Raw genomic sequence first — 13386 nt, 5'->3', positions numbered from 1 at the left:
CAAAAACTCCCCCAATTCTTTCCCCTGATGGCAACCAACGTAGCGGCTGCGCCGAGCATCTCCCGCGAAAAACCCCGCCTGAGCTTCTGGCAAATCTGGAACATGAGCTTCGGCTTTTTGGGCATTCAGTTCGGCTTTGCGCTGCAGAATGCCAACGTCAGCCGCATATTTGAAACTCTGGGCGGCACCGAAATAGCCCTGTACTGGCTGGCCGCGCCGCTCACCGGCATGCTCGTGCAGCCGATTATCGGCTACATGTCGGACCGGACGTGGAGCCCGAAATGGGGGCGCCGCCGGCCATTTTTCCTGATTGGCGCTATTCTGGCCTCGTTTGCGCTGCTGGTGATGCCCAACGTGTCGGCGCTGTGGATGGCCGTGGGCATGCTCTGGATCATGGACTCCAGCATCAACATCAGCATGGAGCCGTTCCGGGCGCTGGTCGGCGACCTGCTACCGTCGGAGCAGCGCACCACGGGCTTTGCCGCCCAGACCTTCTTCATTGGAGTGGGCGCGGTAGTGGCCTCGTCGCTGCCGTGGATGTTTACGAACTGGTTCGGCATTGCCAATACGGCCCCGGCCGGTCAGATTCCGCCCTCGGTGAAGTATGCGTTTTACCTTGGCGGCGTTATTTTCTTCCTAGCAGTGCTCTGGACGGTGCTCAACACCAAAGAGTATCCGCCCGAAAACATGGCCGAGTTTGAGGAAGAGAAACGGCGCACGGCCGGCTTCTGGAACGGCATCCGCGAGTCGTTCAGCGGCATCTTCCACATGCCCAAAACAATGGCTCAGCTGGCCATCGTGCAGTTCTTTTCCTGGCTGGCGCTGTTCTCGATGTGGATTTACACCACGCCGGCCGTCACGAGCCACATCTACCACACCACTGACGCTACTTCCAAAATTTACAACGAGGGCGCCGACTGGGTGGGCATCTGCTTTGCCGTGTACAACGGTATTTCAGCCATTGCGGCGCTGCTGCTGCCGGCTATTGCCCGCGCCACCAGCCGCCGCTTCACGCACATGCTGTGCCTGGTAGCGGGCGGCCTGGGCCTGATTTCGATTTACTTTATCCAAGACCCCAAAATGCTGCTGCTCTCGATGGTGGGCGTGGGCATTGCCTGGGCATCCATCCTGAGCGTGCCCTACGCCATGCTGGCCGGCGCGCTGCCCGCCAACAAAATGGGCTACTACATGGGCGTGTTCAACTTCTTCATCGTAATTCCGCAGGTGGTAGCGGGCCTGATTCTGGGCTTCTTCACCAAGTCAGTGTTCGGTGGCGAGTCGGTGTACACGCTGGTACTGGGTGGCTGCTCCATGATAATCTCGGGCCTGCTCACGCTACGCGTGCAGGACGCCGACGACATCCGGCTGCCGGCTGACCCTACGGCCGCGCCTGTCAGCGCCGGCTACGACGCACCGGTGCAGACTGACCCGCGCGTGTGAGGCCATCAGCCCATAACAAAAAGCCCGCCTCGATAGTCAGGCGGGGCGTTTTGTTGTGCTTCAGGGTGATATCATGACAGACAGAGCTGCCTCATGCAGAGGCTGGGATTAGCGGGCCTGCAGCCACGCCTGTGCGGCTTGTTCTTCGGTGAAGGCGCGCACGGCTACCGTGTCCAACGCGTCGGTGGCCATTTCGTCGGCCAGACGCTCGTTGAGCAGCTCGGCGTGGTAGGGGGCCACGAGGTAGGCCAGGCGGGGCCGGGTGCCGGGCAGCGCGGCCGCCAGCGAGGCCCGGAAGTTGTGCATCAGCCACCGGAAGTCGGCGGGCTCGGCCAGGCCACGGCTGCGCAAATCAATCAGCCAGCGGGTCACTTTCTCGCGCTCGGCCAGCTCCAGGGCCAGCGCGTAGCCGGCCCGGTGCTCGGCGGAGGTAGCCGGCCGCGTCCAGCGCAACACCAGCTGCCCCAGGTCGGGGCGGTGGGTGAGCAGCAGATAATCGAGGTTGGCAACGAGCATAGGGTGGGGGAGTAGAGCCACAAAGGTACGCAACGCACGGGGCCAAACGTATAGCGCGCCCATGAATAGTACGTGAAGTAGCGGCTAATTTAGGACGGGGGCAACTATCTTGGGAGACTCCCTGCAGCCAGGGCGTTGCATCCCTTCTATTCTGTTCCATCTTACCGTTCTGCTTATGCTTAACTATTACGCATCGCACTATTTCACGCGCTGGGCACCCGGCCTCGTACTGGTGGCGCTGCTGCTGCTGGGAGGTGGCGCCCGGGCCCAGGCGCCGGCCCCCAAGCGCGAGCTGCGCGCCGCCTGGGTGGCCCACGTGTTCAACCTCGACTGGCCCAGCCGCAAAACCCTGACGCCGGCCCAGCAACGACAGGAGTTTGTGAGCATTCTGGACAGCCACCGGCAAAACGGCATGAACGCCGTGGTGGTGCAGATAAGGGCGGCGGCCGATGCCCTCTACCCCAGTACCCTAGAGCCCTGGAGCGAGTGGCTGACCGGCACCCAGGGCCAGGCTCCCAGCCCGCCCTATGACCCGCTGGCGTTTATGGTGCGCGAAGCCCACCGCCGCGAACTGGAGTTTCATGCCTGGCTGAATCCCTACCGTGCCCTCACCAACGGCACCACAGCCAGCATTGCGCCCACCCACGTGACGGTGCAGCACCCCGAGTGGGTGGTGCCCTACGGCACGCTGCGGGTGCTCAACCCCGGTTTGCCGGCCGTGCGCCAGTACCTCACTCGGGTGGTGATGGACGTGGTGCGCCGCTATGATGTGGATGCCATTCATTTCGACGACTATTTCTACCCGGCCCCGCAAACCGGTATAGTGTTCAACGACGATGCCGCCTTTGCCGCCGACCCGCGCGGCTTTGCCGCCACCACGGCGGGCCGGGCTGACTGGCGCCGCAGCAACGTGGATATCTTCGTGAAAATGGTATCGGACAGCATCCGGAGCGTGAAGCCGTGGGTGAAATTTGGCATCTCGCCGCCCGGCGTATGGCGCAACGGCACCAGCGTGGGCGGCACCGCCACCACGGCATTCCAGAGCTACTCCGACATCTTCGCCGACTCGCGCAAGTGGCTGCGCCGCGGCTGGGTTGATTACCTGGCCCCGCAGGTGTACTTCGCCATCGGCCAGACGGCGGCCAACTATAGCCTGATTGTGCCGTGGTGGAGCCAGCAGGTGAATCCCGACACCGTGCGCCACCTGTACGTCGGTCAGGGCGTGTACCGCATCAGCGCCACGGCCACGGAGCCGGGCTTCCGCTCGCCCAGCCAGCTGCCCAGCCAAATCCGGCTGTTGCGGCAGCAGCCCAACGTGCAGGGCAGCATGTTCTACAAAACCACCGAGCTGCGCGCCAACCCGCTGGGCTTCGCTGATTCCCTGCGCACCAACTTTTACCGCCACCCGGCCCTGGTACCCACCATGCCCTGGAAAGACAACGTGCCACCGACGGCCCCGGTGCAGGCCAGCGTCAGCAGCAACCCCGGTGCTGGTATCGTGGAGTTGCGCTGGCAGCCTGGCCCCGCCGCTGCCGATGGCCAGCAGGCCCGCCAGTACGTGGTATACCGCCTGCCCGCCGGTACAGTCCCCGTCACGGCCGCCGACCTGGCGGACCCGGCCACCATCCGCACCATCACCGATTCCACGGCCTACCAGGAGGCGCTGCCGACAGTTCCTGCGCGCTACGCCCTCACGGCCCTGGATCGGCTCTACAATGAAAGTGCGCCCACCACTTTCCAGGTGCTGGCCACTGCGGCGGGCAGCCGCCAGACCGCGCTGCTGGAGCCTGCCTTCCCAAACCCGTTCACAGCCGAAACCCACCTTGCCTTCACGCTGCCGGCCCCTGGCCCCGCCGACCTGCGCCTGCTGGACCTGGCCGGCCGCGAAGTAGCTGTGCTGCTGGCGGAAACCCGCGACGCCGGTCGTCACGAGGTACTGCTGCGTGCCGCCGACCTGCCCACCGGGCTCTACATGGTGGTTTTGCGCACTGCTAGCGGTATAGCGCGCCAAAAGGTATTGCTGGTACGGTAGCGGCGCCGGCCAGCTTTTTCGCCAGCCAGCCGGTCGAAAAGGGAGCTTGGTGCCTTAGCATCAGCTTACTTCCGCTGGCTGGCTGGCGCACTATGCAGCCCCGGCGTTGCGCGGCAGTCTATTGCGCGTATTTTCACGCATCCATTTACCTATTCCCTCCCCCATGACCTTTAAACCGCTTTGGCTGCTGAGCCTGGGCTTGGCCCTGACCGCACAACCAGTGGCTGCCCAGCAGAAAGCTGCGGCCAAACCTGCTGCGGCCTCGGCCACCGGCACCCGCCTCGTGGAGAAAGTGACCCGCAAGGGCTCCGAGCTGGTGATTCCGTACGAGAAATACGTGCTGCCCAATGGCCTCACGCTGCTCATCCACGAAGACCATTCCGACCCGCTGGCTCACATCGACGTGACCTACCACGTAGGCTCGGCCCGCGAAACCATCGGCAAGTCGGGCTTTGCGCACTTCTTCGAGCACATGATGTTCCAGGGCTCCGACCACGTGGCCGACGAGCAGCACTTCAAGCTCGTGACGTCGTCGGGCGGGACGCTGAACGGCTCCACCAACCGCGACCGGACCAACTACTTCGAGACTGTGCCCAGCAACCAGCTGGAAACCGCACTGTGGTTGGAAGCCGACCGCATGGGGTTCCTGCTGGATGCCGTGACGCAGCAGAAGTTTGAGGTGCAGCGCTCCACCGTGAAAAACGAGCGGGGCCAGAACTACGACAACCGCCCCTACGGCCTGGCCAGCGAGAATATCGCCAAGACTCTGTATCCGTACGGCCACCCCTACAGCTGGCTCACCATCGGCTACCTCGAAGACCTGGACCGCTCCGACGTCAACGACCTGAAGAACTTCTTCCTGCGCTGGTACGGCCCCAACAACGCCACCGTAACGGTGGGCGGCGACGTGAAGCCGGCCGAGGTGGTGAAGATGGTGGAGAAGTACTTCGGCAGCATCCAGCGCGGCCCGGCCGTGCAGAACATGAAGCTGCCCGCGCCCGTGCTGACGCAGGACCGCTACGTGAGCTACCAGGACAACGTGCGCTTCCCGATGCTGCAGATGGTGTTCCCGACCGTGCCGCAGTACCACCCCGACGAGGTGGCTCTGGACGCGCTGGCCGACATCATTGGCGGCGGTAAAACGTCGTTGCTCTACAAAAACCTGATCAAAACCCAGAAGGCCGTGCTGACGCAGGCCTACCACCCCAGCTCCGAGCTGGCCGGCGAGTTCACCATCGTGGCCCGTGGCCTGCCCGGCAAAGGCCTCGATAGCACCGAAGCCGTGGTGCGCAAAACGCTGGCCGAGTTTGAGAAGCGCGGCGTGACCGACGACGACGTGGCCCGCTTCAAGGCCACGCGCGAGGCCAGCGTGGTGAACGGCCTGGCCAGCGTGAGCGGCAAGGTGAGCCAGCTGGCCGCTTACCAGACTTACGTGGGCAACCCCAACCGCCTGCCCCAGGAGCTGCAGCGCATCCGCAGCCTCACCAAAGCCGACGTGCAGCGCGTGTACAACCAGTACCTGAAGGGCAAGAAAGCCGTGGTGCTGAGCGTGGTGCCGAAGGGCAGCAACGCCCTGGTAGCCAAGGCCGACAACTACACCGTGAGCAAGGACGGCTACAAGGCCCCTGCTACCGATGAGTACGCCAACCTGAAGTACGTGAAGGCCACCGACAGCTTCGACCGGGCCACGCAGCCGAAGGGCGGCGCCAACCCCGTGGTGCAGGTGCCCGCCATATGGCGCACCGATTTCGACAACGGCCTGCGCATCATCGGCAACCGCAACGCCGAGATTCCGACCGTGACCATGCTGCTCAACATCAGCGGCGGCCACCGCCTGGAGCAGCAGAACCCCAACAAGGCCGGCATTGCCTCGCTCACGGCGGCCATGCTGGAAGAAGGCACCCAGAAGTACACCGGCGAGCAGTTTGCCGGCGCCCTGGAGAAGCTGGGCAGCGACGTGCAGACGTACGCCGGCGACGAAAACACGACCGTCGTCATCCGCAGCCTCACCAAAAACCTGCCCGCTACGCTGGCGCTGGTGGAGGAAATGCTGCTACGCCCGCGCTTCGACCAGGCTGATTTCGACCGCCTCAAGAAGCAGACCTTGGAAGGCATTGCCAACCAGAGCACCCAGCCCGTGGCCATTGCCAACAACACCTACGCCCGCCTGCTCTACGGCCCCGGCAACGTCATGAGCATCCCGGCTTCGGGCTCGACCACGACGGTGCAGGGCATCACGCTGGACGAGGTGAAGCAGTTCTATCAGCAGAACTACGCGCCTAATGTGAGCTACCTGACGGTGGTAGGCGACGTGGACCAGAAAGACGTGCTGCCGCAGCTGGGCTTTCTGAAAACCTGGGGCCGCAAGGCCGTAACTGCGCCGGCCAGCCCCACCGCCGAGCAGCCCGACAAGACGCGCATCTACTTCGTGAACAAGGACGGCGCCGCGCAGTCGGAAATCCGGGTGGGCTACCTCACGCCGCTCACGTATGACGCCACCGGCGACTATTACCGCGCCTACCTGGCCAACTACATCCTGGGTGGCGCCTTCAACTCGCGCATCAACCTGAACCTGCGCGAAGACAAAGGCTACACCTACGGCGCCCGCTCGGGCTTCCAGGGCACCCGTTTCGTGGGTCCCTACACGGCCCAGGCCGGTGTGCGCGCCGATGCCACAGCAGCCTCGGTGAAGGAGTTCGTGAAGGAAATCAAGAACTACCGCGACGGCGCCACCGACGAGGAGCTGCAGTTCCTGCAGGCCTCGGTAGGCCAGAGCGACGCCCTCAAGTATGAAACCGGCCAGCAAAAGGCCGCCTTCCTGGGCCGCTTGCTGGAGTACGACCTGCCCACCAACTACGTGAGCAAGCAGAGCGAAATCCTGAAGGCCCTGAAGAAGGAAGACCTGCAGGCCAGCGCCCAGAAGTACCTGCCCATCGACCAGATGTACATCGTGGTAGTCGGCGACCGGGCCAAGGCCTTCCCGGGCCTCTCGGAGCTGGGCTACGAAGTGGTGGAGCTGGACCTGAACGGCACCCGCGTGGCGGCCCCTGCGGCAGCCCCGGCTCCAGCTGCCGCCGCTCCCGCAGCCGGCGCACCGGCGCCTGCTGGCGAGAAAGTGAAAATGGTGAAGAAAGACAAAGAGGGCAAGCAGAAGCGCAAGCAGAAAACCAGCGCCGACGGTACCGCCGGCAAAGGTGAATAAGCCTTTCCTTCGTTAATAAAAAGCCCGATTCCAGCTGGAATCGGGCTTTTTTTATTATTCCCTGTTGCCGGGAACTTCCCGAAGCAGCAGCGGGTTGACGCGTGCCTGCCGGCCCTACCTTCGCCAACTTCTATGACCCTGACTTCTCCGCCTAATCATCTGCACACACTCAACGAGCAGGATGCTGTGCCCCAGCGGTACCTGCGCCGCATCAGCCCGATAGTTGGCTACATCGTGCTACTACTGCTGCTGCTCTACGTGCTGTATACCAGCCAGATGCCGGTGCCGGTGTCTAAAAGAAAATCCATCAAGAAGCCCTGGTACATCAGCCAGGGCTTTTTTCATGCCGATGGCCACCATCGGGCCAGGGCGCGGAGGCCGCAGCTTTCGGAACCGGCCCGCGCCAAACCCGGTTGTATCGGCACGGGGCGTGCAGCCCACGCCGCTTAATCCGTATCTTTCCCCGGAGGCCATTAGAGGCCGTTGGATATGCCTGTGTCGCAAGAATCGTCTGCTACTACATCTGCGTTGCGTGAAGTGCTGGCCCGGCTGGAGGCCTTCAAGCGTAAGTTCTACCTGAGTCTGCTGGTACGCGGGGCCCTGGTGGCGGGCGCGCTGCTGCTGAGCTTGTTTCTGGTGCTCAACCTGCTTGAATATTTCCTGTACCTGCCCACCTGGGTGCGCGGCGGGTTGCTGTTCGGGTTTCTGGGGCTGGTGGCCTACACCTTCATGCGCTGGATCTGGCAGCCGCTGGCGGCCCTCACCAACCTGCGCCGTCTGCTCTCCGATGAGCAGGCCGCCCAGCGCGTGGGGGAGCTGTTTCCGGATGTGCAGGACAAGCTCCTGAACGCGCTGCAGCTTCAGGACCAGGCCCGGGGCAACGCCCTGATTGCGGCCAGTCTGGAGCAGCGTGCCGGCCAGCTGGCGGGCGTGCAGTTCGAAAACGGCATCAACATCCGGCAGCAAACCCGGCCGCTGTGGAAGTTTGTGGCCGTGCCGGCCCTCGTGATTATGGCCGTGCTGCTGGTGTATCCGGCGTTTTTCGTGCAGGGCACGGCCCGCATCCTCAACTACCGCCAGAAGTACGCGCCGCCGGCGCCGTTCCGGTTCATCATCGAAAACAAAGCCCTTACCGCTTTCAAAGGCGAAGACTTCAAGCTGCAGGTTTCGGTGAAAGGGGAGGCCCTGCCCAACGACGTCACGATTGAGTACGGCGGCCGCGAGCGGCACCTCGTGCAGGACCGGCCCGGCCATTTCAGCTACCAGTTTCAGCAGCTGCAGCAGGACGTGGCGTTTCAGCTGGCCGCCGCCGACGTTACGTCCGCCGACTACGACCTGCGGTTGCGCCAGCGCCCCAACCTGCGCGACTTTCAGGTGGACGTGACCTACCCGGCCTACCTGGGCAAGCCCGCCGAAACCATCCGCAACACCGGCAACCTCACCGTGCCTGAGGGCAGCACCGTGCGCTGGCGCTTCGCCACCCAGGCCACCGAGCAGCTCCAGTTGCTGTTCCGGAACCCCGATGTGACGCTGACCGCCGCCCGCGACGAGGACGCCTTCACGGCCACCCGCGTGGTTAACCGCACCCAGAACTACGCCGTGCGCCTGCGCAACCCGGCCAGCCTCAACCGCGACCCAATCGAGTACCAGCTCACGGCCATTGCCGACCAAGGCCCGGAAATCAGCCTGGAATCCTTCCCCGACACCACCTCGCTGCGCTACTTGGCCCTCGGCGGCAACCTGCGCGACGACTACGGCCTTTCGCGGTTGCAGCTGCACTACCGCATTGCCAGCAAGGCGCGGCCCAACGCGGCGTTTCAGGCGCGGGCGCTGCCGCTGGCCCGCGGGCCGGTGCAGGCCTACGCCTACCAGTGGGATTTGCGCCCGCTGAAGATGCAGCCCGGCGACCGGCTGGAGTACTTCGTGCAGGTCTGGGACAACGACGGCGTGCACGGCCCCAAGTCGGCGCGCACGCGGGCCGCGGAGTTCCGGCTGCCCAGCCGCACCGAGCTGCGCGAGCAGCTGAACTCGCAGGCCGAGTCGGTGCAGAGCCAGCTCAGCAAAGCCAGCGAGCAAAGCAAAAAGCTGGAGCGCGAGCTGGCCAAAAGCCAGGACAAGCTCAAGACCAAGCGCGACCTGAACTTCCAGGACCGCAAGCAGCTGCAGGATATGCTGCAGCAAAAGCAGCAGATGGACCAGCAGATGCAGGACATGAAAAAGCTGTTTGACGAGCTGACCCAGAAGCAGGACGAACTGGACCCCAAAAGCCAGGAGCTGGCCGAGAAGGCTCAGGAGTTGCAGAAGCTGATGGAAAGCCTGCTCGACCCCGAAACCAAGAAACTCTACGACGAGCTGCAGAAGCTGCTGGAAAAGCAGCAGGACATGACCCAGCCCGACATGCAGAAACTGCTGCAGCAGCTCGAAAACAAGGAAAACACCTTGCAGAAAGAGCTGGAGCGCGCCCTCGAAATGTTCAAGCAGCTGCAGTTTGAGCAGAAGCAGGAAGCCGCCCTCGACAAGCTGGAGCAGCTGGCCAAAGACGAGCAGAAGCTAGCCGACGACACCCAGAAGAACGACAAGCAGAACCCCGACAACAAGCTCAGCAACGAGCAGCAGAAAGCCAAAAACGAGCAGCTGCAGAAAGAGCAGCAACAGAAGCAGCAGGAGTTCAACGAGCTCAAGAAAGACCTCGAAGACCTCAAGAAGATGGACGACCAGCTCGGCAACGAAAATGGCGCCGAGGAAATGAAGCCCGAGCAGGAGCAGGTGGATGAGCAAATGCAGGAAGGCGAGCAGCAGCTGGGCAAAAACCAAACCAGAAAGCCAGCCAGAGCCAAAAGCAGGCCGCCCAGAAGATGCAGCAGATGGCCCAGAAGATGAAGCAGCAGATGAGCGAGGAAGAGCAGGACCAGCAGCAGGAAAACATCGACGACCTGCGCGACATCCTCGAAAACCTGCTCAAGCTCAGCTTCGACCAGGAAGCCCTGGCCAAGGACTTCCGCCGCGTGGATCAGTCCGACCCGCGCTTCGTGCAGCTCGGCCAGACCCAGCGCAAGCTCAAGGACGACGCCCGCGTGGTGCAGGACTCCTTGTATGCGCTGGCCAAGCGCGTGTTTCAGCTGCAGAGCTTTATCACGCGGGAAGTGGGCGAGATGAACGGCCGCATGGACGAAAGCCTCGACCATATCCGGCAGCGCGACGTGGGCCGTGCCACCGCCACCCAGCAGCAGGCCATGACCAGCATGAACAACCTGGCCCTGATGCTGAACTCGGCGCTGCAGCAGATGCAGCAGGAGCAGCGCGACAGCCAAAGCCAGCAGCAGCAGGGTGGGGGCAAGCCTGGCAAAAAGAAGAAAAAAGGCAGCAGCCCCGGCGAAGGCCAGCTCGGCAAAATGCAGCAGCAGCTCAACCAGCAGATTCAGCAGCTGCAGCAGAGCGGCAAAACCGGCCGCGCCCTCTCCGAGGACCTGGCCAAGCTGGCGGCCCAGCAGCAGATGCTCCGCCAGGCCCTGCAGGAGCTGGAAAAGCAGCAGAAAGGCGGTAAGCCCGGCCAGAAAGAAGGCAAGGGCGACGCTGGCGGCGGCGGCACCGGCGAGGCGAAAAAATTAATGGAACAAACCGAAACCGACCTCGTAAACAAGCGGCTGACGGAGCAGACTATTATGCGTCAGCGTCAAATCCTTACCCGTCTGCTGGAAGCCGAGAAATCGGCCCGGGAGCGGGACCAGGAGGAGAAGCGTGAAGCCCAGACTGCCCAGACCCGCCCGCCCGTATTTCCGCCCGCCTTCAACCAGTACAAGCGCCAGAAAGACCGCCAGACCGAGCTGCTCCGCACCGTGCCGCCGGCCCTCACGCCCTACTATCAGCGGGAGGTAAGTGAATATTTTCAGAAAATGAAATAGCGACTCGCTAAGTTTGCGCCCCGCCGCCTCCTCACCACTACCTAATGAAGCAAGTTAAAATCCAGATTCCTTCCCTCGTCGAGAACATTCGCGTAGTGGAAAGCTTTATCGACAATTCGAAAGACGCCTTCCACATCGAAGACGATATCTACGGCAATATCATGGTGGCTGTCACGGAGGCGGTCAATAATGCTATTCGCCACGGCAACAAGTTCGATAAGGACAAGAACGTGTACCTGTCGCTGTACGCCGACCAGGCCAAGGTGCGGTTTGAGGTAGAGGACGAAGGCCAGGGCTTCGACTACACCAACCTGATTGACCCCACGGCGCCCGAAAATCTGGAAAACCCCGGCGGCCGCGGCATCTTCCTGATCCGCCACCTCGCCGACGAGGTGGAGTTTCACAAAGACGGCCGCAACGTGCAGCTCACGTTCCTGCTGCCCGCGCCTTCCGATTCCGATTCGGCCGTCAATGGCGCCGAAGTACACTCCCACTAACCAGCCTGCCCCGGCCATGAGCGACCTGCCAACCCAGCACGACGACCAGGACGACGACGACTTCGGGCCCAACGAGGGCTCGGGGATTGAGTTTTTGGTGGAGGATGTGGACTTCAAAGTTGCTGAGGCCGAGGAGCTGACCTCCTGGATTGAGCGGGTGGCCGAAGTGCACGAGTACGAAATCGTGCAGCTCACCTACATTTTCTGCTCCGACGAGTACCTGCACAAGATCAACGTCGAGTACCTCGACCACGACACCTACACCGACGTCATCACCTTCGACAACGCCGACGACGCCGACATGATTGAGGGCGACATCTTCATTTCGGTGGAGCGGGTGCGCGAAAACGCCGTCACCCACGGCGTATCGTTCCGCGACGAGCTGCACCGCGTGATGATTCACGGCGTGCTCCACCTGCTCGGCTACGCCGATAAGGACCTGCTCAGCCAGACCGCCATGCGCAAAAAGGAAGACGACTGCCTGCTGCTCCGCACATTTTAGCCTGTGCAGCTCTCATAAATTGAAACGCCCACCATTCGGTGGGCGTTTTTTGTTGTTGACTGGTTGATTGCACGGTGTAGAGACGCAATACTTTGCGTCTCGCTGTTGAACGACTGGAACCACGCTGCCTGAACAGCGTCAGCAACGACGAGACGCAAAGTATTGCGTCTCTACATCGTGCAACGTCATACTCGGCTTCGCTCAGCATGACGTTCTTTGTATTCTGACTATCCTGGCTGCCTGCTATGTCCGCTACTCCGCAACCTATCCGCGTTATTCCCGGCCCGGCGCTGGATTACTACCTGGCCCAGGGCTACTACCGCATGCACCAGGACCTGTTCACCTGCCGGTTTCTGCCCATCGACGGCGGGCTGTACACGGTGCACTGGCTGCGGCTGGAGCTGGCCCGCGTGCACTACGGCCCCGAGCAGCGCCGCCTGCTGCGGGTAGCCGAGCGGTTTACCATCCAACGGCGGCCGTTCCGGCTGACGGCCGAGTTGGAGGAACTGTATGCGGCCTACCGGGCGTCCATCACCTTCGATGCGCCGCCTACCGTGGAGGCGTTTCTGCTGGCCGGCTCCACCCACAACGTGTTCAGCACGGAGGTGCTGGAAATCCGGGACGGGGCGCGGCTGGTGGCAGCAGGCATCTTCGATAACGGAGCCCGCACGCTGGCCGGCATCATGAACTTCTACCACCCCGAGTATCGCAAATTCAGCCTCGGCAAGGTGCTCATGCTGCTGAAGCTGGAGCACGCTCGTGCTCTGGGCCACACCTATTACTACCCCGGCTACGTGGTCCACAACTACCCCAAGTTCGACTACAAGCTGTTCCCGTGCCCGGCCGCCACGGAGGTATTCGACTGCCTGACCGGGCAGTGGCTGCCGTTTTCGTGGCCGGAAGTAAACCGGCAGGCCGCCGAGCTGCTGGCCGACTGGAACGAGGACGACTACGCGCCAACCGACGAGGCGTAAGCCCCGGCCGCGCAAAAACGCGCCGTTCTGCGTATCTTTGCCCACGTTTTGAGCGTGTTGCGTGGAGCGTTCAGCCACGGTTTTACTGACAAAGCGCCTGCCAACTGCGGGCGTTTTCTGTTTAACCGTAGCGCGAAGCCTTTGCTTCGCGTGTCGTTGAACAACAAGGTAGCGTGAACTGAAGGTCGACGTAGTCAGGTCTTTGCTTCGCGCAGCGTTGAACGACTACCGGGCTGAATATTGTTCACTCCAAACGCCCCACACAGCCCAGTGCTGCCGGACGCGAAGCAAAGGCTTCGCGCTACGGTGCGCCAGGCCCGC

At 62.7% G+C, this 13386-nt stretch carries 10 protein-coding genes; 9 read left to right on the top strand and 1 reads right to left on the bottom strand.

Going from position 1 to position 13386, the window contains the following annotated elements:
- Positions 1 to 27: 27 nt before the first annotated feature.
- Positions 28 to 1440 (top strand): MFS transporter, encoded by a 1413-nt coding sequence (locus tag N008_RS08155; protein ID WP_044015175.1) that lies wholly within the window; start codon positions 28 to 30, stop codon positions 1438 to 1440.
- Between the two features lie 108 nt (positions 1441 to 1548).
- Here the strand turns inward: N008_RS08155 and N008_RS08150 are convergent, their stop codons facing one another.
- Positions 1549 to 1956, bottom strand: a complete 408-nt coding sequence (locus N008_RS08150) for a hypothetical protein (protein WP_044015173.1) — start codon at positions 1954 to 1956, stop codon at positions 1549 to 1551.
- 175 nt (positions 1957 to 2131) lie between these two features.
- Between N008_RS08150 and N008_RS08145 the strand changes: the two genes are divergently transcribed.
- The 8 genes from N008_RS08145 (at position 2132) to N008_RS08115 (ending at position 13065) form a co-directional block, all read left to right on the top strand.
- Complete coding sequence (locus tag N008_RS08145; RefSeq protein WP_052381323.1) at positions 2132 to 3988, top strand: family 10 glycosylhydrolase; 1857 nt, start codon at positions 2132 to 2134, stop codon at positions 3986 to 3988.
- A gap of 163 nt (positions 3989 to 4151) precedes the next feature.
- The gene (locus N008_RS08140; RefSeq protein WP_052381322.1) at positions 4152 to 7190 is read left to right on the top strand and encodes a M16 family metallopeptidase; all 3039 of its coding nucleotides are present in this window, start codon (positions 4152 to 4154) and stop codon (positions 7188 to 7190) included.
- Positions 7191 to 7322: 132 nt separating this feature from the next.
- Positions 7323 to 7640 (top strand): hypothetical protein, encoded by a 318-nt coding sequence (locus N008_RS08135; RefSeq protein ID WP_044015171.1) that lies wholly within the window; start codon positions 7323 to 7325, stop codon positions 7638 to 7640.
- Positions 7641 to 7685: 45 nt separating this feature from the next.
- Complete coding sequence (locus N008_RS08130; protein ID WP_231569800.1) at positions 7686 to 10070, top strand: DUF4175 family protein; 2385 nt, start codon at positions 7686 to 7688, stop codon at positions 10068 to 10070.
- Positions 10046 to 11092, top strand: a complete 1047-nt coding sequence (locus N008_RS23765; RefSeq protein ID WP_231569799.1) for a hypothetical protein — start codon at positions 10046 to 10048, stop codon at positions 11090 to 11092. The genes N008_RS08130 and N008_RS23765 overlap by 25 nt, the downstream gene beginning before the upstream one ends.
- A 44-nt stretch (positions 11093 to 11136) precedes the next feature.
- Positions 11137 to 11589, top strand: a complete 453-nt coding sequence (locus N008_RS08125) for an ATP-binding protein (RefSeq protein ID WP_044015170.1) — start codon at positions 11137 to 11139, stop codon at positions 11587 to 11589.
- A gap of 16 nt (positions 11590 to 11605) precedes the next feature.
- Positions 11606 to 12091, top strand: a complete 486-nt coding sequence (ybeY, locus tag N008_RS08120; RefSeq protein ID WP_081910675.1) for an rRNA maturation RNase YbeY — start codon at positions 11606 to 11608, stop codon at positions 12089 to 12091.
- 245 nt (positions 12092 to 12336) lie between these two features.
- The gene (locus N008_RS08115) at positions 12337 to 13065 is read left to right on the top strand and encodes a GNAT family N-acetyltransferase (RefSeq protein ID WP_081910674.1); all 729 of its coding nucleotides are present in this window, start codon (positions 12337 to 12339) and stop codon (positions 13063 to 13065) included.
- Positions 13066 to 13386: the final 321 nt, after the last annotated feature.

The sequence above is a fragment of the Hymenobacter sp. APR13 genome, from assembly GCF_000737515.1.
Lineage (GTDB): Bacteria > Bacteroidota > Bacteroidia > Cytophagales > Hymenobacteraceae > Hymenobacter.
Note: the sequence above shows the minus strand (reverse complement) of the source record. Positions and strands in the feature narration are given on the sequence as shown.